This is a genomic window from Eubacterium xylanophilum ATCC 35991 (assembly GCF_000518685.1).
Lineage (GTDB): Bacteria > Bacillota > Clostridia > Lachnospirales > Lachnospiraceae > Eubacterium_F > Eubacterium_F xylanophilum.
Genome location: NZ_JAEB01000010.1, coordinates 97,316 through 120,729, shown reverse-complemented (window position 1 = coordinate 120,729; position 23,414 = coordinate 97,316). Strand labels below are relative to the sequence as shown.

At 39.2% G+C, this 23,414-nt stretch carries 14 protein-coding genes and 1 riboswitch; of the genes, 1 reads left to right on the top strand and 13 read right to left on the bottom strand.

What is annotated here, in order from left to right; all coding sequences use genetic code 11:
• Window positions 1-340: 340 nt before the first annotated feature.
• The 4 genes from L877_RS0102565 to L877_RS0102550 are packed head-to-tail and all read right to left on the bottom strand — an operon-like array spanning window position 341 to window position 3,645.
• Window positions 341-1,123, bottom strand: a complete 783-nt coding sequence (locus L877_RS0102565) for a ZIP family metal transporter (protein ID WP_026834760.1) — start codon at window positions 1,121-1,123, stop codon at window positions 341-343.
• A 24-nt stretch (window positions 1,124-1,147) separates the two neighbouring features.
• A complete protein-coding gene (locus L877_RS0102560; RefSeq protein ID WP_156922964.1) occupies window positions 1,148-2,398 on the bottom strand; it encodes a glycoside hydrolase family protein in 1,251 nt (416 codons plus the stop codon).
• A 13-nt stretch (window positions 2,399-2,411) separates the two neighbouring features.
• Entirely contained in the window at window positions 2,412-3,215 is an 804-nt protein-coding gene (locus L877_RS0102555; protein WP_026834758.1) for a mechanosensitive ion channel family protein, read from the bottom strand.
• Window positions 3,216-3,219: 4 nt separating this feature from the next.
• Window positions 3,220-3,645 (bottom strand): Fur family transcriptional regulator, encoded by a 426-nt coding sequence (locus L877_RS0102550; RefSeq protein WP_034784882.1) that lies wholly within the window; start codon window positions 3,643-3,645, stop codon window positions 3,220-3,222.
• A 133-nt stretch (window positions 3,646-3,778) separates the two neighbouring features.
• Here L877_RS0102550 and L877_RS0102545 point away from each other — a divergent pair, with 133 nt between their 5' ends.
• Window positions 3,779-4,414 (top strand): flavin reductase, encoded by a 636-nt coding sequence (locus L877_RS0102545; RefSeq protein WP_026834756.1) that lies wholly within the window; start codon window positions 3,779-3,781, stop codon window positions 4,412-4,414.
• Window positions 4,415-4,529: 115 nt separating this feature from the next.
• Here L877_RS0102545 and L877_RS11840 read toward each other — a convergent pair whose 3' ends face one another.
• The 9 genes from L877_RS11840 to L877_RS0102500 form a co-directional block, all read right to left on the bottom strand.
• Window positions 4,530-5,153, bottom strand: coding sequence for an MBL fold metallo-hydrolase (locus tag L877_RS11840; protein ID WP_051437625.1), 624 nt, complete (start codon window positions 5,151-5,153; stop codon window positions 4,530-4,532).
• A gap of 32 nt (window positions 5,154-5,185) precedes the next feature.
• The gene (locus L877_RS11835; RefSeq protein WP_051437624.1) at window positions 5,186-5,836 is read right to left on the bottom strand and encodes a potassium channel family protein; all 651 of its coding nucleotides are present in this window, start codon (window positions 5,834-5,836) and stop codon (window positions 5,186-5,188) included.
• A 12-nt stretch (window positions 5,837-5,848) separates the two neighbouring features.
• Window positions 5,849-7,273 (bottom strand): potassium transporter TrkG, encoded by a 1,425-nt coding sequence (locus tag L877_RS11830; protein ID WP_051437623.1) that lies wholly within the window; start codon window positions 7,271-7,273, stop codon window positions 5,849-5,851.
• Between the two features lie 211 nt (window positions 7,274-7,484).
• On the bottom strand, window positions 7,485-8,390 hold the full coding sequence (locus L877_RS11825; protein WP_034784880.1) for a hypothetical protein: 906 nt from the start codon (window positions 8,388-8,390) through the stop codon (window positions 7,485-7,487).
• A 128-nt stretch (window positions 8,391-8,518) separates the two neighbouring features.
• Window positions 8,519-8,594: riboswitch (cyclic di-GMP riboswitch) on the bottom strand.
• Between the two features lie 202 nt (window positions 8,595-8,796).
• Window positions 8,797-12,222 carry a lectin like domain-containing protein gene (locus tag L877_RS0102520; protein ID WP_026834755.1) on the bottom strand — a complete coding sequence of 1,142 codons (3,426 nt, stop codon included), beginning with the start codon at window positions 12,220-12,222 and terminating at the stop codon, window positions 8,797-8,799.
• A gap of 29 nt (window positions 12,223-12,251) precedes the next feature.
• Window positions 12,252-13,373: an aldo/keto reductase gene (locus L877_RS0102515; RefSeq protein WP_156922963.1), complete on the bottom strand. Its 1,122-nt coding sequence runs from the start codon at window positions 13,371-13,373 to the stop codon at window positions 12,252-12,254.
• A gap of 137 nt (window positions 13,374-13,510) precedes the next feature.
• On the bottom strand, window positions 13,511-14,770 hold the full coding sequence (locus tag L877_RS0102510; RefSeq protein ID WP_026834753.1) for a leucine-rich repeat domain-containing protein: 1,260 nt from the start codon (window positions 14,768-14,770) through the stop codon (window positions 13,511-13,513).
• Window positions 14,771-14,824: 54 nt separating this feature from the next.
• Window positions 14,825-16,711, bottom strand: a complete 1,887-nt coding sequence (locus L877_RS0102505; protein WP_026834752.1) for a leucine-rich repeat domain-containing protein — start codon at window positions 16,709-16,711, stop codon at window positions 14,825-14,827.
• A gap of 154 nt (window positions 16,712-16,865) precedes the next feature.
• Complete coding sequence (locus L877_RS0102500; protein ID WP_026834751.1) at window positions 16,866-23,333, bottom strand: immunoglobulin domain-containing protein; 6,468 nt, start codon at window positions 23,331-23,333, stop codon at window positions 16,866-16,868.
• Between the last annotated feature and the right edge of the window lie 81 nt (window positions 23,334-23,414).

Here is a 23,414-nt window from a genome sequence, read left to right as displayed (position 1 = left end):
TACAAATGTGATAGTTATTAGACTTCGTTGTTTTATGCCAACTTATCTCTCGTAGCCTAGCCTTATATGTGATTTCTGTCCGTCGGACCAGAGATTTGCTTGCAGCTTCCTTCAGATTCCACCTCACGATGGACACCCTTGCTGTTCAGCTATACACTTCCCACTATCTGGGCGTGTTCGGGACTTGCACCCGTTAGAGCGCGCCCATGGCGCGCAAACATAAAACAGGAAGAGGCCAACCAGAGAGAGACTTCAATGCGCATGCATTGCGTCTCGAGTCGGTTGGACTCTTCCTGTTTTTAGGCTGTCTTAGTGCGACAGCCCCTTTATTTCTAAATTCTTAACCCAATGCAACGTCAAGTGCCATCATCACTGTGAATCCAAGCGCAAACATAACAACACCGATATTGGAATGCTCTCCCTCTGACATCTCAGGAATAAGCTCCTCTACAACTACATAAAGCATTGCACCCGCGGCAAAACTCAGTAGATATGGCATCGCAGGAACAATTAATCCGGCAAATAAGATAGTCAATATCGCTCCTATAGGCTCAACCACACCAGAAAGGGCACCATCGCGAAATGCTCTCCACTTTCCTCTTCCCCCCGCCTTAAGCGGCATAGAGATTATAGCTCCCTCAGGGAAATTCTGTATGGCAATACCTATGGACAGCGCCAATGCTGTTCCCACGGTGATATTGCTGGTCCCCGATAACATACCCGCATAAACCACTCCAACTGCCATGCCCTCCGGGATATTGTGAAGTGTCACTGCCAAGAGTAACATGGTATTTTTCTTGAGTTTTTTATCGGGTCCCTCTGCTTTCTCCGCATTGATGTGGAGATGGGGAATAACTGTATCAAGTAAAAGTAGGAATAATATTCCAAGCCAAAATCCTATGAATGCAGGAACAAATGCAAGTTTCCCCATTCCCTCTGACAACTCCATGGCGGGAATAAGCAAACTCCACACGGACGCAGCTACCATAACTCCGCTGGCAAATCCCATGAGACCGCGTTCAAGCAGCTTACTCATGTTATGTCTCATAAAGAACACACAACCTGCACCTGCTGCCGTTCCTATAAATGGGATTACCAAGCCGTAAATTGTATTAATAATCATCTATTCTTCCTCCAGAAATACGTATTAAATGTTGAAATAATACTTATTATAGTTTTTCTCTTTGTTGCTTATATATGTTACTCCTGGTTTACTAATGATAAAGTAATTTTTCATAACACCACTGCCAATTATGTTATTCTTAATCATATTAATTGTCTTATTTGATATGTTATTATTGGACTGAATCACTTTACCACCATACTTCTGAAGCTGACCACCCTTGGCAAAAAATGGAACAAATACACCATTGAAACAATTCTCTTGAATGTCAAAGTTAGCACACCCTCCGGCCACATAGATACCAAACTTTTCACTCTTATTGTCGCCATACTTGCATCCTCTCACATCATTGAAGTTACAGCTTTTGATAGTAACATTTCTCCAATTCAGCATTTTCACCGGACTGAGTATATTCCCCGAAAAATTGCATCTCTCTATAATTATATTCTTATGATATTTTCCCGGAGAAAACTTATGTGTATCTATCGCCCTGTAATTATTTAGAAAATTACAATCTCTTATTACAATGTTTCTAACCGGAGTCTTATCAAACTTCGAATACTCGCCACCAAATCCCCCTGTCAGCTTATCTGGTGTATCAATATTAATTGCGCATCGCTTCCCGCCTTTATTTCTCTCAAATGTACATCCGGTTATATTCACATTCTTCGATCCGACAACTTCAATAAAGTGGCCATCTCTGAGATTCTTAAACTTGATATTGGATATACTTATATTTTGGCAATGTGGCAATCTCACTCCCTGGCCACCATTGCAATTTTGAAGATATACACGCACATCACCCTGTGCAACAATTGAAATATTCTTTTCCCCGCCATAACGCCTAAGAATTCTCTTCTTCTTCAGCCTAGAATCCCTGACACACTCAAACAAAATATGTCCGGGCGGCATGCCCTTGACACCTGACTTTGATGTTTTTTTGAGCCTAACACCATTCTCCAGGATAATAGTAGTATTAGATGGAATCGCCAAAGCATTACTGATATTGTAGCGGCCACGCTTAATTCTAAGTTTGCCTCCACCGCGTTTTGACAAAGCCACAAGATATGACTTGATTAGAAGGTAATCTCTAGTATATCTATTATAGACCTTCGACTTCAAATACATCCCGGCATAGGGTTTGCTGTGCTTTGTTATCGTAAAAAACTTCTGCTTCGCTTCTATTCGCCCATTACCACAGAAAAATATTCCGACAGCAAGTAGCATTGTAACCAAAGCTATCCAACCTACTCTAAAAAATTTTTTCTCTTTCATCAATCCATCACCCTCAATGAACGTGAACATCTATCTGATCAAATGGAACATCTATGCCGGCCTCCTGCATAATCTTATAATATGCCATGTTTGCATCTCTTCTGGCTTGATACATAGCTTCCGGCCCAACTGTAATAAGTTTAACTTTACATGCCACATTTGAATTACTCAATTCGGATATTCCCTGATATATGCATTCTTCTATAACTTCACTACTCTCTGCTGCCACTGTAAACTTCTTCATCAACTTTCCGATTTCCCCCACAGACAGTTCATAGGGCATTGGAAGTGTAAAGTGAAGTTCCGCGGAACATTTTATCGCTTCAACAATATTGCGATTACATAAAGTGGTTATATTGCCATTGCGAATGCTCTCAAGCTTGGTAGTCCTCAGATTGAATGATACTATAATCCCATAATCCTCGCCGTATTGAATCACATCTCCCACCTTGTAAAAATCATCCAGCAAAATATGGATTCCCATGATAATATCCTTGAAAAAATCCTGAAGTGCCAAACCTACTACTGCACTGACTACTCCGAATCCGGCAATAAGGGACGTAACATTGACACCATTTACCTGAAGGATGGTCAATACAATTATCGACACAACAAAAACCTTTATGACATCCGATATGACCAACTTAAGGCTTGTCGCTGTCTTGTCAGCATCATCTCCCTGCCTCTTGTCATTGTAAATACTCACAACTTTCTTCACAACTATCCAAACAATTATGGCGCAGATGATGATTAGCGCCGTTACTACAACTCGATTTAGCAGCGCATTTTCAAAAATCTCCATATTCTTTATGTCCATCTAATCACCTACAATCCTCACAAACCCCATAAAATACTGTTCTCTTTGGATCTAGCTTAAATTCATGATGACTCATCAGATGTTCTCCGATTTCCTTTAATTCATCGCAGTGCATGTGGATGAGCTTACCACATTTCTCACATTTGCAGTGAAAGCATACATCATGATCACAATGTTCCTCCCTCTGGATATACTCAAAACACGCAGGTGTGTTGGCATCTATAATATATTTATTGAGAATTCCCTCATCCACCAAGTTTTCCAACTGTCTATAAATCGTGGATTGTCCTATAGCAATCCCCTGCTCCTTAAAATAAAGACAGGCGTCACTTGCCGTGATATGCTGTCCGGGAACAGTCTTCAAATAGCTGAGAATAACATCTCTTTGCTTAGTTTTGTACTTTGATCTCGATTGATTCTGTGTACTCATCTTCATCCCTCCTTGCTTGTTAGTCACAACTTATTATACCCCAAATACGATTTCATTTCAACAAAAACCAAACCTTTAGTTGAAATCTCAAGCTCCAGCATGATATAATTAGAGGTAATAGGAGGTATTGCTTATGGATAATTCAATTATGTTTAAACTCAGTTATGGATTATATGTCCTAACTGCCAAGACAGACAAATTAAACGGCTGTATTATTAATACTGCTATCCAGCAGACCAGCGAGCCAAACAGAGTATCTGTCACAGTCAACAAACAAAATTTTACGGAACAGATGATTGAAGAAACCGGAAAATTCGTGGTTTCTTTTATAGATGAGAGTGCAAACTTCGATCTTTTTAAGCGATTTGGTTTTCAAAGTGGCAAGGATGTTTTCAAATTTGCGGACTTAACCTCTGAAGACTTCGGATTCGCCACAAGCGGAATTCCATACATAAAAAAAGGATGTAACGCCTACTTAGAACTCGAAGTTGAGCAGACTGTTGATCTTGGCTCCCACATGCTTTTCATAGCAAAAGTAGTTGATGGCCAGGTCCTCTCTGATAAGCCATCTATGACATATGCATTTTATCATGCCAATGTTAAGCCATCCAACAAAAAGGTGGAGAGCACCGGCAAGGTATGGGTTTGCAAGATTTGTGGATATACATATGATGAAGCCAAGGAAGGAGTTCCATTTGAAGAGCTCCCTGATGATTGGGTTTGTCCTCTGTGTAAACACGGCAAGCAAGATTTCGAACTTGCAAAATAATTTTATAAAACTCAAAGGAGCCACAACTAAATGGCTCCTTTTTTCTTTTTTTGGAAACGCATATCGCTAGTCTTACTCCCTACGGTCGTAAGACAATAATCGCATATTGCTGGTCTTACTCCCTGCGGTCGTAAGACAATCTATGTCCATAGTATATTTTTTTAGGATTATAGCTTTCTACCAACTTCCAATCCGCCCTAATTGCTTTAATCCTTTCTGCCTCTCTTCCGTCAACTATCAGTGATTCATCATCATAGGATGCCAGATTATCTCTCGGCTCCAAATCTCCTACAAAACAAGAACCATCATCAAGAATCAGAGATATGCTGTCTGCGCTATGACTTGGAGTGTGAATGATTTCTCCCTCAAATCCCCTCTTGTGAAGGTATTCTCTGCTCTCTTCTATAGATACTATCCTGACTTTTTCATCGTCGATAATCCTATAGTATAACTTCTTATCCTGTATAAACACCTCATCCGAAGCATGTATGTAATCAAACTGCACATCAACCACAACAAGCTTTACGCCCAGTTTTTGAAGTTCTCCCATGATGCCGATATGATCCGGATGATAGTGAGTTGCCAACATATATTGTATATCAGCAATATCTATCTTCTCCTGCTTAATAGCTTTAAAAAAGTTGGATATAGTACCTGCATAGTCAGTATCAATCAGCATACCGCCATTAGTTCCCTCTATGTAAAATGTATTGGTATTACCGTATTTTAAAACTTTCATAAATCACACGCTCCTTTGCTGTAGTATAATTATCAAGATACAAAATTCATGACATCCTTCTTATTAATCGAAATATACATAGCCGTATCCTTTGTCAATACAGTGTCTGTTTGAAATCTACAAGTCATCCCCTCTTCTCCCATAATTGCAATAATATTGGCATTATACGTCTTTCGAAGCTGAAGGTCCTTAATCTTTTTACCAATCCATGGTTTGAGCGGAAAAACACGAATAACACAAAGACCCTCACCGATATCTATATACTCCATAAAGTCTTCAGATATGAGTGTTCTCGCCATTCTCAGAGCTGCCTCTTCCTCTGGAATAACCACTTCTGTTGCTCCCATCTTTATTAGAATATCCTTAGTTGTAGAGTTTGGAGCTGTTGCAATAATACTGGAAATGCCCGCATTTTTTGCTGCAATAACACACATAATCGACTCTTCTAGATTTCCACCGCGATCTACAACTGCTATATCTGCATTCTCAAGCCCAATCTCCGACAGGGCATCAATACTTCTCATGTCGAGAGAAACAGCATAAGTAAAACGATGCGCATTTTTCTCAATTATTACAGAATCTGAATCTGCCACTATGGTCTCTGCTCCAGTCTTTCTAACCGCCTCTGCAAGCTTCATTCCATAACCGCCAAGACCTAGTATTGCATATGTCTTCTCTTTCATATCTTCCTCCTCTTATCCTATGTAAAAACGTCCACTGGCGAACTTAACTTGGTTTTTCCCTGTACCAGGACTAGCAAACAACAAAGCCATGGAAATAGGTCCTACTCTTCCCAAAAACATCGCTATAATGATGATAATCTGTGTCAAACTACTGAGAGACGCTGTCACATCTCGACTCAATCCCACAGTTGATATAGAGCTAACTGTCTCATAAACTGCATCCACAACATTTATTCCATCAATTGCAGATACCAGTATGGAAATAGACACTACCAAAAATAAATTAAGAGCAAATATTGCCGCAGCTTTGCGAATCTGCTCCTGAGATATTTTCTTGCCAAAAACAACCGCCTCATTGCGATTTCTGATAAATGAAACAAAGTTGAGACAAAGTACAAAAACCGTAACTGTCTTAACTCCTCCTGCAGTTCCAACCGGCGATCCCCCTATAAACATCAAAACATCTCCAAACAGAGCACTGCTCTCAGAAAGTCCTTTTTGAGAAATAGTCGTAAATCCGGCGGTTCTACAAGTGACAGATTGAAAAATGCTATTCATGATTTTATCATTTGTAGACATACCACCAATTGTCTCAGGATTAGAATATTCCAAGATGAAGAAGCACAAAGCGCCACCTAATATCAACCCAATGGTCAAAATCAAGACAAGTCTCGTATGCTCTCCAAACCGCCTCTTAGTTCTCTCATATCCCAGAAATCTTCTATAAGATTTGGTTAATGTAAGCCTTATATCGTACCAAACAACATAGCCCAAACCACCCAAGATTATCAATCCCATAGTTGTACACATAACCAGATAATCTTGATTAAAACCGATTAGACTATCTGGCCCAAGTATATCTATTCCCGCATTACAAAAAGCAGAAATCGATGTAAAGAGAGAATACCAAGCTCCCCTGACAATTCCATACTTGGGAATAAATCTAATGGCATAAAAGGCTGTTCCCAACAACTCCACAATCCAAGTTCCCAGTATGACCTCGTGGAAAAATGACGTAACATTCTTTAGACTCTCCAGATCATATGCATCTCTCAATACCAATCGGTTCTTGACAGAAATCCTCTTTTTGGTACAAAAAATAATAATCATACTCACTGCTACAATTCCAAGTCCACCCAACTGAATGAGCAAGAGAATCACAATCTTGCCAAACAAGCTCCAGTATAAATATGTGGGAACCACAACACCTCCGGTAACACATACGCTTGTTGTTGCGGTAAATAGTGCCGTCAAAAAGGATGTCCACTGTCCACTTGCCGAGGATATGGGAAGCATTAGCAACAACGCACCGAGCAATATAATTCCTAAAAATCCAAGCGGAATCAGCTGAACTGACGTAAGTCCCTTTTTTTCGGAACATTTTTCCATATCGCCCACTTTATCTCGCTCTTTTTTTCCTAAAAACTTAATATCCAAAAGCAAAACCCCTTTTTCATTTCTTTATTCTATTTTATCCCATTTCTGCTCAAATCTCAAGGGGACCTTAAGAGTTTTTGCCACTTTAATTACTAGGGGCTCTAGACGTGAAAAACCCGGGTGAGACAATCTCACCCGGACCTTCCACATTAACCGTCAGCATTTGCTATATGAAAATCTGGCACGTGTGTACCTGGCGTAAGCAAAAATATTACTCATCACTCTCGTCTTCGTCATCTGGCTCGTCTGGACTGTTGTCCTCTTCCATATCCTCGGAAACAATAACCTTGAGCTTAGCTTTCTTCTTTCCTATCTCCGCGGTAATAAATGCCGAGCCCTTACCAACAATAGTGAGTTCTCCCTTGCCATTCACTGTAACAACTTTTTTATTTGAACTTGACCAATCTACGCCCGATGAATACTTAATAGCTTTAGCATTACTAATCTTCTTACCCTTAAGTTTTGCTGTGAATGATACAGAAAGTCCATAATCCGCACCCTCTTCATCGACTTCATCATCATCATCTTCTTCATATTCATCATCTGCATCATCTTCATCATCTGCATCATCACTGCCTTCTTCATCATCCTCTTCCAATACGCTATCATCTTCATCATCGTCGTCATCATCATTTCCAAGATAAAGCACCAAGTTTCCTGCCTTATCAAGGTCGTCTCTATCCTCCACATTGATTGCGAGCTTACTAATGCTTACTCCATATACTGTGACTTTGAAGATCACTGTCTTCTTTCCCCACTTTCCTGTCACCTCCGCATCGCCAGCTTTCTTCGCTTTCATAACACCCTTCTTAACGCTCACAATTTTGCCATTTGAGGATGACCAGCTGTACTTTGAAGCCTTGTCAACACTAGCTGTATAATCCTCGCCAATTATCATTGTTACCTTTTTGGTGGTAACTTTTTCCCCTGCCTTTTTCTTACTTTTTTTACTTGCCTTACTATTCTTGCGTTTTTTACTTTTCTTACTCTTCTTACTCTTCTTGCTTACGCTAGCTTTAGCTGATTTCTTCGCCAGAAGAACTCCATCAGATACACAAAAACTCATTGTCAAACTCAATGAAAGCATAATTACTAAAAGTGTTCTTAATCCTCTCATATGTTTCCCTCCTTTGACTCATACAGTGCAATTCATCCTTGATTTACACTTCGCTGACAGTATCATATATTTTCCTCTAACATAAAAAAAACACACTGACTGGTTAACAGCACTAGCGTGTACATAATAATTGCAACTGGCTGACATTTTACAGTCCCTATAGCTTTGCGTCACAGGATTTCTCCTGCTTTGCCAAATGTTCAATTGTTAAGTGTATTATAACACAACATTTCTCTGTTGTAAACAGTTAATTTAAAAAAATTATTGTCTTACGAACAACGTGAGTAAGACCAGCAGTATGCGTTTCCAATTATTGTCTTACGACCGTAGGGAGTAAGACCAGCAATATGCGATTCCTTTAATGTCTTATGACTAGCAATATGCTCCCCAAAAATGCCAGGCTATATTAGCCTGGCACCCTTAATAATCTACTTCTGGCAAGAGTCTTCTTGCCTCGTTTCGCAACTACTCTCACATAAATCCTTTTATTCTTCTTGATTCTTTTGCCTTTAATCTTCGTAATCGTGGCGAATCTTACTCTCTTAGCTTTAATCCTTTTGGCTCTTCTAAAACGCTTCTCTCCCTTGTATCTAACCCAAATCTCATATCTGCTAGCGTCCTTGACAATTCCCCATCTGACACGGAGTTTTCTGCCCTTCAGTGATGCTTTGAGACCTTTATTAAGCAGCGCTACAAGATTTGTTTTTTTGTTCTTGCTCTTCTCTTTTACAATTGGAGCAGCCGTATTCACTGGCTTTGCTGTTGGCGTCGGCTTTGCCGTCGGCGTAGGCTTTGCCGTCGGTATTGGCTTTGCTGTTGGCGTCAGCTTTGCCGTCGGCGTTGGCTTTGCCGTCGGCATCGGCTTTGCTGTCGGTATTGGCTTTGCTGTCGGCGTAGGCTTTGCCGTCGGTGTCGGCTTTACCGTTGGTATTGGCTTTGCTGTCGGCGTCGGTGTTGGCTTTACCGTTGGCGTTGGCTTTACCGTCGGCGTTGGCTTTACTGTCGGCGTAGGCTTTGCTGTCGGTGCCACTGTTGGCTTTACCGTTGGTATTGGCTTTGCTGTCGGTGCCACTGTTGGCGCCGGCGTGGAAGATATAGCTTCAATTGTCTTACTAGTCAATGTCTCGCTCTCTTCACCATAATAATTATCATATATATACCATACTAGTTTTTCTTCCGGAATATCAACATAAGCGGAAACTTTTACTTCATATTCCTTGCCTGCTGCCAAATCATCCAAAACCAGCACAGTATTCTCCGCGCTAAACTTCTTAGATAACCACTCCTCGCTTCCCTTCTCGCGGTACTTAACATCATAGCCGGTTATTCCCGATTCACTTTGATCCTTTACAGTCACAGATATCTGTCCCGGCTCCTCTGTGAGCTTTATTATCTCTGCTTTTACCGGAATGATTACAAATTCTACAACTCGTGTTGAGTTTAAATCCAGCTCTCCTGCAGCTTTTACAACTGCATTTGCAACTCCACACTTAACATTGTCGACATACTCAACTGTATATTCTTTGCCATATTCAAGCGTCGTAGGAGAAAGCAAATTCGCTTTTGCCTCGACCTCTGGCTCTATTGACTCACCTGTGTAGGGCCATAATTTGCCAAGCTCAGTATATGAACTTTTCTTAATTCCGCACCATCCAATACCGACTCTTGAAATTGTTAAAGGATATACCGAAGTTCCTATTCCATCCACCGAAGCCGTGAGATATGTCTTTCCTTCAGACTTCGGAGTCAGTTTTACCTCTGAGCAATCCTTTTCCTCATTTGGCTCAATATCAAGCAGTTCTTCACCGCCCTTTTCAAGTGCCCACTTAATCTGTGCACCTTGAGGGAATTCCGCTTTATTGCCCCCTGTCAATTTTATTTTACATGAGAATGTCTTATCCCTAAATATGTACGGATCTCGATCGCCGGATATAATCATCTCCAAGTCATAGTCTTCACCCAAAACCTGTGTACAAAAGCCCTTGATTGGGAAATTGTCAAATGCCGGATTATCCAATCCAATCTCACTGGCAACCTCTTCCTTATATTGGCTCTTAGAATAGTCTTCCCACCTGCCATCGCGCATTATAAAACTCTCGTCCTCATTAATAATGCCTACACTATAAGTACTATAATAACCGTCATCTCCATATCCGATAGGCATATTTATGGAGTAATCACCACTTGGTGTCTTCTGAGTAACTACAATCGAATAATACTGCCCCCTCTGAAGTATAATCTTATCTATTCCTATGTTGTTCGAAACTTTTACAGCTTTTTTATGAAACCCTCCGTACCTATAGTCATCTTCCATTGTTCCCACAAGGACTCCATCCTCCGGGTTTTTGAACCCATCGTGGAGAATGTAAATCTCGTATTTAACATGAGTATTAGGCGTAACCGTTTGACAAGATACTTCGTTGAGTTGTTGACTGACCTCTGCCTTGAAAACATTGGCCATCTTACTCTCCTCAAGTAATTTAGTGTCCATCATATCTGTCACCTGCATAAAGTCGTGCTCATCCAGATAATAACCACTTTCCTGATTGGCCTTATCAAAAGAGAGTGCCTCAGGAAGATTCAATGATTGGTCATAATATGATATCCAAAAATATCCCGTGTGAACGGAATCTTGGCTGGCTTTGTACTCATATTTGCCTGTCTCTTCGTTGTAAACTCCCTTATCTTGACCATTTAAAAGTCCCCAATCGCCCCTGCCTTTATTGGGAAACTCTTCTTCTGCCGATCCCCAACTATTCTTGACGAGCCAGGCACCGTTACCACCATTGGTCGCACCTTCGTGAACTCCATCGGGGAACAAATCGCAAGATGGTTGGTGTCCCTCGACAAAATTCTCTCTAGGATAATTGTCGTCCCATCCTATAATCTCCACCGCGTGGTTTGCCCTTTCCTTTCTCCATGTATAATGAGCCCAATTCTTTGAAATATACATGCCCTCTTTCTTCAAATCTTGATTTGGATTATTGGAATCCGCATGAAACGCAATCTCAACACCCCTTTTAGCCATAAGCTGTTCCTTGATGGCCGCAGTTCCGGCGGGATTATATGCATAATCCCCAAGCTTGTCCTCACTAGCCGGAGAAGGCAAAACAAACGATTCCTCGAGTATATAAGACTGAGCAAATCGCAAACTACTGTCAATCGACCAGTCGTCATCCGCGCTATAACAGTAGTTATTAAATCCTCCGTCGAAGTATTGCTTGTCTATTCTTCCTGCCGCACCTTTGTATTTGTAGGCTTCTGATTTAGCTTCATAAACCGGACCATGTCCCGATGCAAATGCATTGGTCGCAAGGACAGGAGTCCCCCCAAAATCTAGGCGATCCGTTACCGAGACCCCCTCTTTATGATGATCCCCCTCACCGTACTGAGGGCTTGAGGGATCGTCCAAAAAAGTTGATGCAAAGTAAGCCAAATGTTTTTCAGAGAGATCAAGTGAGCTGGCATCTAGACCTTCTTTTTCTGCCAGACCTGATCCAAGAATGCTCGTCTCCGCCGCAGCGATAGCTGCAAACCCCCAACAAGTGCCGAACGGAAGTTGAGACTTCACCGGCGTAACAAGTCCCTTTTCCCTCATATCAAGTCGCTCAGGAAAAGACTCCGCTTTTTCAAGGAGTTTCCTCTTCTCGCGGATTGTATCAAACTCATATTGATCTGCCTTATTTAGTGTAATCTTGACATCTTGGGATTCATCAGTCTTGGCCTCAAGCACCGGGCAGCCAAATCCGACTGTCCCCCGCACTAAACTGTCAGCTCCAAACACCAGACAAAATGACATAATCAGCCACAGAACATTTCTGAAAACTCTCATCAAACCACCTCCCATACTTTGTAGCGGTTCTATGCGTCCAAAATCTCAGCTGCCTCCTTCATCAAGTCAATTATAGGAAGATGTTGTGGACACACGCTCTCGCACTGACCACAGGCTATACAATCCGAAGCTTTTCCACTTCTCTCTGTGAGAACATTGTAAAAGTTTTTGGATCTCCAATCATCCGGATAACGTCTCAATGTATTAATTGATCTAAATACATCCGGAATACTAATCTTGGATGGGCACCCATCACAGCAATACTTACAAGCTGTACAGCCAATCTGTGGCACACTTAATATCTTCTCAGTAGCTTCATCGATAAGCTTCAATTCCTCATCTGTTATCGGTTCAAAATTCGTAAATGTTTTGAGATTATCCTCCATCTGCTCTGTGTTGGACATTCCAGAGAGAACCGTCATAATTCCGGGCTGTGATGCCACAAAACGAAGAGCCCAAGAGGCAATCGAATCATTTGGTCGCATCTTCTTATATGATGCCTCTATCTCCGGATCCATCTCCGCCAGCATTCCTCCTCTAACCGGCTCCATGACGATAATCGGAATATTTCTCTTGACTAATATATCGTACAATCTTTGAGATCGCACAACCGGATTCGTTCTATCCAAGTAATTATACTGAATCTGAACAAATTCCACCTCCGGATGTCCATCGAGGACCTCCTCAAGAAGCTCTGGACTTCCGTGGAATGAAAAGCCAAAGTGCTTAATCTTTCCCTCTTCCTTCTTCTTCAGTGCCCAATTGAAGCAATCATATTTCTCATAGTTGTCAATATTTCCACCCTCTTCAATCGAATGAAGCAAATAAAAATCAAAGAAATCAACTCCAGTTCTCTCAAGCTGTTCGTTAAATATTCGCTCTACATCCTCCGCCTTCTTAATCTCCCATGCCGGCAACTTCGTCGCTAGCATAAATTCATCCCTATTATGTCTCTTCACAAGAGCCTCTCTTGCGGCTACTTCTGACTTTCCGCCGTGATAAATATATGCAGTATCCAAGTAATTCAATCCTGCCTCCAAATACTTATCAACCATCTGGCTCACCTGTTGAATGTCAACTTCTCCATCCTTTTCCGGAAGTCGCATCAGACCAAAGCCAAGCTTTGGCATTTTACTTAATTCTATCCCCATAGTGTTTCTCCTTTCTGTTTAAGAAACAAACAAAAACTTACTAATAATTTTAACATATTGCTCTGGGGATAGCAAGCGCATGTAGTGCCCGCCACTCAGCTTTCAACCTACGAAAAAATGACGCCGAAAATTTGCAATTAAATCTTATACCATTTATCAACATAATTCAGTGCGTCATATCTTTTATACCATTTCTTGTACAATTTAATAGATTCTTTTGGGACGGCTATTTCTCTGAAAATAGGTATTGGAGTGAAGCCGTCTTCGGAACCGCTTAATACAGGAGGTTTCTTTGCAGTAAAAGTAACTTTATGACAGCACGCATCCCAACCAAAGCCATGAAGTGTTGACGTCTTGAGATTCTTTGATAATACAGCATCGTCAAAACGACCCGGCTCCCAGTCCACCCCATCATCGGAACCAGCAATAACACTATAGTCGTCTACCATTTTTTTTACATGATTGGACATTTTATATGTGCCGCCTTTTGGACAAATAATTACTGCAAGAGATTTGTCTTTTGTTCGGTATATTGTCTGTTTGTCTCTTTTAAGATATTTGTTATTTTTTGATAATTTTACTTTTTTTATTGTATAACTATTTAGCCCTGAACAGTAAATATTTTTGAGTGTTGAAGGGAGTGTAACAGAAGTACATTTTAGCCTTTCAAACACACATGGAGTCAAGTATTTCACACCCTTCGGTACCACTATTTTTTTGCTCTTATTAAATATGACAATTAAATTTCCTTTTTTGTCAATAATGCACTTATTTTTTATCTTTAAATATTTATTATTTTTAGAAATATTAATAGTTTTTAATTTAGGGCATCTGTTGAAGCAGTCCCCTGCAATCTTTTTGAGCTTTGTTGAAATATTAACTTTTGTCAATTTATTGCACCCATAAAAAGTACATCCCTCTAATTCTTTAAGATTCTTTGGAAGGTTTATGGATTTGATATTAAGCCCGCTAAATGAAGTATAATAAATTTTATATATACTATCGGGCAAAATTATCTTGGTAATATGATTTGTAGTTTCATCGGAAGCCGAGCAACCATGGGCAATTTCCGCTATAATTCCAAACATATTTGCAGAAAAATCTTCCGTCTCCATACCACCTAACTCAACTACTTTCATGCCGTCTATCTTCCCCGGAACTTTGAAGGTTTTGTCCTTATTAGAACCTATTGAGATATCGGTGATCCAGCATGTCTTGTCGCTCTCATTCATTTTTCCTTTGAAGGTGCTTCCGTTAATTATCTTACTGAAAGTTTTTGCATTTTTCCATTTGTTCGGTGTTTTAGCACTTATATTATTGATATTTACTGTAAGTGAAAATGTCAATAAAAGTAGGAAAAATGCGATGATTGATAAATTATTTTTGGTTTGCTTCATTTATATGTCTCCTTTCGTTTAAAAAACAAACAAAATCTTACTATAAATCTTAACTTACGCTTTTTTACTTTTCACGACTTTGAGTTCTCTTTCGAACCATTTTCCGTATTCTTTTTTATTATTTACAATTCTGTACGGACGAATCCTCACATAAAATTTCCCAGGTTTCTTAGCCTCTTTGTACTTGAATTGGGTCGAATATTTCACAGGATTGCAATATTTATCAAAAATCTTCTTTGTGTGTTTTTTATCTTTAAACACTTGCAAGTGAATGCCCTTAGCACCATTTACATCTGTCGCATAAATATCCATCTTAATTTTCGATTTGTTCAGACTAAAGTTTCCGCCAAGCCATGAGAAAGTCTTAGAAAACTCAAATGGAAAATACACCTTTGTAGAACAACTATATGCTATAGCATTTGCGCTCATTTTCGTCGTAGGGCTAAGTATTTTAAGATCAATCTTATTCCAGCGATTACCGCCAAAACATCCATCCTCAATATCTTGAATATGCGCAGGAACGACTATTTCCCCTTTTCCAGCCCCATAAAATGCATTTTTCTCCAAAACTCTCAAATTAGTATTTTGCAATAGCTTGCTTACATTCAATGTGCTGCAATTCTCAAATGCCCCCTCAGATATCCTTGTGACAGCCTTAGGCAACTCCACTTCCTCCAGGTCAAAACAATTTCTAAACATATATCGAGGCAAAACATCAAACGAATTTTCAAATTTGACCTTGGTTATTTCGGAGTTAGCAAAAGACTCAACCAAAGTCTTAATAGTAGCAGGTATCACTACTTCTCGAACTTTAGTTTCAGAATACAAACTACAATCAATTTTCTCAACTGACGGTGCAATCTTGATATCCTCAAGTCCCCAACCATTCCACATACTCTCTAAATATGTGACATTGTCCGGAATACTTATCTTCGTTTCCTTGCCGTAGTATCCCCTGACAACATTGCCATCAGGTGTATATTCAAAGTTTTTGCCACTATACTTGCCACACAATAATCCACTTTTGAGTTTTACATAACCCGCATCTATCATCCCCTGTATAAAATTTGTATTATTGTGCATCTTATCCACAAGTTTATTAATCAACTCTTGTGACAGAGATTCTGCCTCAAAAACGACCTTGCAATTATGGGAAGCATAACTACCACTCTTAGAGGTTTTAAACATCTTCACATTTGCAGGGAAAACAATCTCAGCGAGATCTTTGCCCTTTATAATTCGCAAATCTTCTCCACCATAGATTCCGTATAAATCAACAACCTCGCACTCCTCAGCTACTTTGAGTTTCTTCACTCCACTAGCTACCATAATTAGTTCTTTGATATCTTTAGAATACACAACTCCATCTCTAAACCGGAATCTCGACTCCTTCTTCGCAAAAGAAAAATGTTCTGAGTCAAACGTATACAATACGTTCTTTTCTACTGGGGTAGTAAATACTGTTCTTTTTACTTTCCCATAACCAATAATAGAATTAGTTCTGTGAAAACCATTGATATACTCGTAATTTCCAGGAACATTTATCTCCTTTAAGCTTTTACATTGAAATGCTGAATCACCAATCGCTTTAACTGATTTTGGAACACTTACTTTCTTTAGTGAGCATTTGTAAAATGCCGCCGGCTTTATTTCTTTCAAGCCTTCTGAAAGCTTTACTGATGTAACCTTGCTACAATTCATAAATGCCTTGGCGGGGATCTTGGTGATTCCCTTTTTTATTACTATTTTCTTAATTCTTTTCTTTTGCGTCTCTGTCGGTGCATCCTTTTTTTTCATTGCACCTCGACCTTCTACATAATAAACACCTTTTTTGAGTGATATTTTGATTGCTGCATCTGCCTTTCTCACTGACATACCAGCACTTGTGATTCCAATTACTGCTAGCGTTAATGCGCTAATTGCTATAATGCTTTTTCTCATTTTGTTTCCTCTCTATTTGTATTATTTTTGTGAAATATCTATTCACAGCTACTATTATATTAGGAATATGTGTCAAAATTACGCGTTTCCCTTCTATTGCATGTAAAAGGTTGCGACACAGAGTGCCGCAACCAATATTCTCACAAACATCTATTTACTTTACTGTTATCTTAACCTTTGCTGTCTTCTTGCCAAGTTTTACTTTCATAACGCCCTTTTTCTTCTTCTTGCCTGCCTTAAAGGTGATGACAACTTTGCCGACCTTCTTAAGCTTTTTCTTGACTTTTCCTAATTTCTTAGGTACCTTGACTTTCAGCTTGTCTGTTGTCTTTTTCTTCTTTTTCTTGGCTGTCACCTTGAAAGTAATCTTAACTTTCTTATTCTTCTTGACAGTTATCTTTTTCTTAACTGCCTTGATTTTCTTAGTAGGATTCTTAGCCACCTTCTTAGCAGTGCTCGCTTTAGCTTTATTAGCCGTAGTCGAAGACGATGAGGATGATGATGATGAAGAAGTAGGTTCCACCGAACCATTCTTCAAAGCCTCTATGTCTTTTTGAAGTTGCTCTATCTTCGCATCTCGCGCAGCATCTTCCTCGACTTTCTTCTTTTCTGCTTCGATTCTAGCTTCATAGGTTGCTGTATCGTCTATGCTTTCAACCTTATATCCATATTGGCTGCTACCGGAGAATAAAAGCTCATACATGATTGCTTCCTCACCAGCAACGGCATTCTCGAAGAATATGATAGCCTTGCTTCCCTTTACTTCTATTGTTTTTCCAGCAATATCAGTAGCTTCAATATCACTTGCATTTTTGTCAGGATATATTGTTTCCTTGCCATCCGGTGTTATGATGTGAACATATCCAAGGATGATATTCTTAGCAGCTGCCATAGAAAATCTAGTTCCAGGAAGAATTAGGCTACACTGATCACTGAATTTAATTCGAAGTGATTTAGCTCCCTTAACTTCATATGCCTGAACATTATTTTCAACCATCGGAAGGATTGAGCTTGGAAGGGTACTTTGACATTCATCCGGAATACTTACAACAGATATCGTTTTACTTGTATGATATTCCTCATAACTGTCCTCGTTTCCACGAGTCACCTGACAACAATATGTATATTCTTTGAATGCGCTATCACCTGTTAACGGAGATTTGACACTGGCATACTTATCTGCCGCATCCGGTTTTGGATTCTTGTCCGTTTTTACCGTGAGAGTCTTGCTATTTGCTCCCTTTACTGCGACCAAATTGCCATCATCATCATAGGTATACCACTGATAATTCCAGTCCTCTCCATTATCTCCAACAATCGCTGTATAGGTAATGCTTCCACCTTCTACTACATAGTTTTTATCTGTCTTAATTCGGATTGCTTTATCCTCCATGGCGCTTTTTAGTTCACCTATGTATTCTATCTGATTTCCACCAGCCTTAACTATACATCTATAGGTTGTACTCATGGTTCGCCAGTTAATATTCTCATCAACTGTGATATCATAAGTTGACAGGTTTTTACCCTCTGCCAAAGTGACATATCGACCCTGTACATTATCATATGCTGACCAAGAATATACAATATCCAAACCTTCAGTTGCCACTGCAGAAGCATCCAAACGTATTTTTTCTCCGCCACTTACCCAGAATATTTCTGACTTTGACGAAATACCCTCATCGTAGTAGTTTTCATCAACAAGTACTGCGTAATTATCATCGGGATCATCATCTTCAACATACTTGAATTGAAGGATTCCATCTGTCTTTCTATAAAGCTCAAATGTTGCAGTAGCTTTACTATAACTATCCGAAACAGTACATCTATAGTAGCCTTGATCACCTGGTTGTGCATTCTTAACTACATATGTGCTGATGTCCTTTTTATCGGTAATCTTGTAAAATGTTTTGTTATTTGACGAATACTCCCATACGTAACTTAGACCATTTGGATCATCTGTTTTAGCAGTAACAGGAAGAGAGACATCCTCTCCGTCTTTGTATCCAACAAAAACTTTATAATCACTCTTTCCGTAATCATATTCCTCGGATTTCATCAAAGGACTAGATAGCGTTAATCCCATACTTCCTTTGAGAGTAAATTCAACACTATCAATTGGCTCCCCATCAACATTGCTAATCTCGCAGGTGTATTTACCGATATCATATGGTTTTACAGCTGCTATCTTGTACTGGGATGATGTAGCACCCATAATTGCAATGTCATTATTGTACCACTGATACTGAACTTCTCCTGTTCCTCTCAGTCGTTCAACTGTAAAGGTCACCGGTTCACCAAACTTTCTGGTGAATTCCGAATAATCATTGAGTGGACCAAATACTCTGATGTTACTCATTTTCCTCACTACATATACTTCATCAAATGCTAATAATCTATCTCCATTTGAATCATAAGAGTTCTTAAAATAAGCTTTCAATGTATAACGCCCAAAATCATTTTCAGTTAAAGTCTTTTCAATCACCGGACTCTTGACATCTAAATATTCGACAGAGAACTCATCAACCGGCAACCCGGTATCTGAATCCACACCTTTTTCAAATGTCCACTGATACAATAGGTCTTCTTCTGAATTAACATTTTCTACACCTATGCGTATCTTGTCACCAACGTTGTTTCGACCATTATCTTCGAAAGCACCGTATTCACCTACAAGATCATAAGTAAAATGTTTCTTGTTAATAGCAGGTTCAACATCAATTGTAACCCACTCTTTTTGTTTGTTCTCTTTGTCGCCATCAATAGTGGCTGTTACTGCACATTTGAATCTTGATTTTTTAAAGTCTTCTGACTTTAATTCCGGCACAGTATATGAACTTTTGTTGGCTCCCTCTATAATCTCATCCACACCGTTGACATTTACATACCACTGGTATTCAAAGTCAAGTTTGTGTGAATTACCATTGACTTGAATTCCAACTTCCATTGTCAGAGGCTTAGAATATTCTCCGGTAACCACTCCACCATCAAGATTTGCTGCAGCTCCCTTGATATATGGATGCCAAAATGCATCAACGTCTACCACGATGAATTGGACCTCTCCAACCTTGGTGCTATCTTCATAAACCGAACAAATATATGCGCCAAAATCTTCAACTTTAATATTCTTCAGCGAGAGAACATTTTTATTATTATCCAACTCACGACCTGCGAAAGTCCACTGATATCTTACATTATTCAATCCCTCCGGTGCTGTCACTTCTACAACTAAGTCTTTGTTCATGCCTTCGTTAACACTGACAAAGTTCGCACTAGGAGTTTTTATAACTATACCGTGGTCTTCTGATACGTAGAATGTTACTGCTTTAGCTTCGATGTATGTACTCATATCATCTGTAGCTTCTGTTCCTGCTGGAGCCGCATAAACATAACATGTATATGTTCCAAAATCCCCCACTGTTGCCGGATTTTTCTCATATACTTGTCCTGTGGATAGCTTTCCGGAAGAATTCTTGATAGCCTTTCCATCGTGATACCATACATATTTGAGTTCGTATTTGCTATCCTCTTCTTTAATTTGTGCATTTACTCCAAGAGAAATCTTATCTCCCACGGCAACTTTTACGCTTTGATCTGTTGTACGACTAGCATTTATCGTCACAAGTGGATTGGCATTTTGGATTTCAAAATATTCAGTTTTATTAATTAATGTCTTTGAAGTATCCTTGTTGACAATCTTAACATTCAACCTGAAATATGGCTCTTTGACATTTCCATTGTCATACTTTTCAACCTTATCCACTCTAAAAGTGTTATCAGCGTCTTCGGAAGATACCTGGATCCAATTTGATGACCCTATTTCGCGATTATAAACCCATCTGTACCAAGTATACTCCACTTTATAATTATCATTAGGTCCAGCATACTTTGATGAGATAATATTTACAGCTGAACCTATCGTAGCTGGAACAGCATATCTGTTGGTATATCCGTTCATTCCAGAAACACCGGATACGTAGCTGTTAACTATGCGCTCTGCCTGACCTTCTGCATATATTTTCTTTTCTTCAATTTTCTCACCTACATTCCAATAAAAACTATCTCCGTCTACGTAAGTATCCGAATTAGGATTCTTGTATTTGATTGTCAAACTTACATTGTAAGGGTGATTTAAATAACCTTCATCTGTAAGTGTTGCGATGTCATCTAACACAAGTTTATGCTTAAATGAGGATGAAGTATTATCTAGTTTTACGAGTTTACAATATACACCCACATCATAATTTGTATCAGTCTCTGGATCATACGTAACTCTCGTATTATAAATAGTATATCCATCTTTAATATTTGGATTTTGTGATAAATCCTTCAAGCTAAAATACTTATATTCCAGTGTACTCCACTCATACTTAATATCTGCCTTATCATTCAATACTCGTATTTCAGGCTTTGCCTCAAAGGACTCACCAACCGGACAAACATTGGTCTCTTTGTCAAATACCTCATACAGCTCGGCTCCATCGTTTGATATAACCTCATATGGCTTCTCAAGTATGCCTATTTCAAATGTACCACTTGTTTTATAAGCAACTTTCTTTTGGGAATCTCCCTTTTGGCACACAAGAAGAGAAACCGTATACTTTCCTCTATTGGCATTTGTTGCGTCAGGAACAACATATGTGGCACTATTAGCTCCCTCAATGATATTATCCTCATCGACTGAATCTCCCTTATACCACTGATATCCAGCAATTTCGTATCCATCTGACACAGCTGCATTCTCGCCTATTTTTACTTCTAGCGGAATATTTTTCTCGTCTGCATCAACTGATACTTTCTTTCCGTATACATATGCCGGTGCTTTTGGTGCATATATAATCTCATACTCTGTTTTATGTCTTGAAACCTCGGCATTATTCTTTCTGAGAACTGTCACTCGCTGAATATATCTAGTTGTAAGAGCATTGGCAGATGTTACCGAAGCATTGTTAAATATTCCTATTGAGGCAGTATACTTGTTGTCTCCAAGCGCAAGCTTAATTCCCGTCTCTGATTTACCGGTAATCGTAAGCTCTGACTCCGTTGTCAATGTGCCATAACCAAAAGGAATTCTCCTCTCTTCGCCTGTCTTTGGATCGGTAAATGTATAATCATAATATACTTCGTAATCTACTGATTCATCTCTGTTAAATAGTTTTTTTGTATCATATTTAGGCAGCTCCAAATCAGGGACTCCATCATTTTTATATATGTAAAATGTTCTGCTCTCCGGATCAGTATATGACACTGGATCGATCCATTTTACATTAATATCTATATCATTAAGTGCTATATTATCTTTGAGATAATCCTTGGCATCCTCGTATAATTTGAATGCATATTCATTTTCTCCATCCTTTAAGACTTTATCACCTGTCAAAAAGTGTGCATATGGAATATTTCCAACAGTTCCCAAGCTATAACGTCCATAGCCACTACTGGAGTTGGCTTTTACCAAGCCATCTTCCGCAATTAATTGAAAATAATTCATACCTGATTCTTTGAAAAGATCTGAATTGGTAACAAGCATTTCCTGCAAGTCATCAGTTGAATCGACTTCTGATAGTTTGACACCATCTACAGAATTATCGGCATTCTCACTCTTGGCCTTGATTGCCATGTAATAGAAGTTATCACCTTTATAGACCTTATCATAATATACAAAATAGTAGTCATACAAAGCTTTTCCAGATTCATCGCTCTCTGTGGCAAACTTCTCATAGATGAATTTGTTATCACCTTTTACATTTGCACACTTTGCGGTGTATTCGAAGTATTGTTTATATGTATATGACTCACCATCCTCACTTTTGAAGGCATATTCTACATTCAATCTATTGGTTCTATCTAGATTCTCCATGACATCAATGCCATCTTTTATACTTATATCAGCAAAAGAATTAAATACTACTTCTTTTCCATCATTTGCCCATAAGTATTTAAAAGAATTTGTATTGAAATCCTTTGGAGCTGTCGAAGCAAGCTTCACCTTAGGAGCTTTATATATCACGCGTTCGCCTTGACTGCAATTCATAATAAATTTAATATTATTGGTATCAAACTCAATTGGAGATTCGTAGATTACTGAAAGAGTATTTTCTCCTACATATGATTCTTCTAGATTTTTGGGACTTTCACCATCTACAATATCACCCTGATATAGCCCCGCTGTACTTGATAGATTTACTCTGATGGAAAAATCCACATTTTTAGATGAAGCTTTGTTACTTTCATAAAAACTCTCCATATCAAGAATATCATCATATGAAAAACTTGTTGTTTGATATTTGAGATTGTTATATGTTTCACCTTGGGATATTCTGATAACTGCTCCATCAACACTTGCGTTTTCTACAGTAGTAGAGCCCTTGCCTGCCTTCACAAGCTCTGGCGTAAAATTCCTTCCTAAACTAAGTTTTGTTGGATATTGTAAATAAAAAACATTTACTCCATCATTAAAAAGTGGTTTGCTGAGTTTCATTCCCGTTTTGTTGGGTTGTACCTTCTCAGCAGCTTTTACATAACCTTTTTCCTGAAAACTCATCGGCATGCTGAATGAAGATATAGCAAGGGCCACCACCATTGCCCCTGCAACTAATCTGTTGCAAAGTTTTCTTTTCTTCATAATCCTTCTCCTCTCTATTCTAGCTTCCCCTCGGGGAATAAGATGTGAATATTTCTCCTCCCAAAAGCATTCCCACTACAT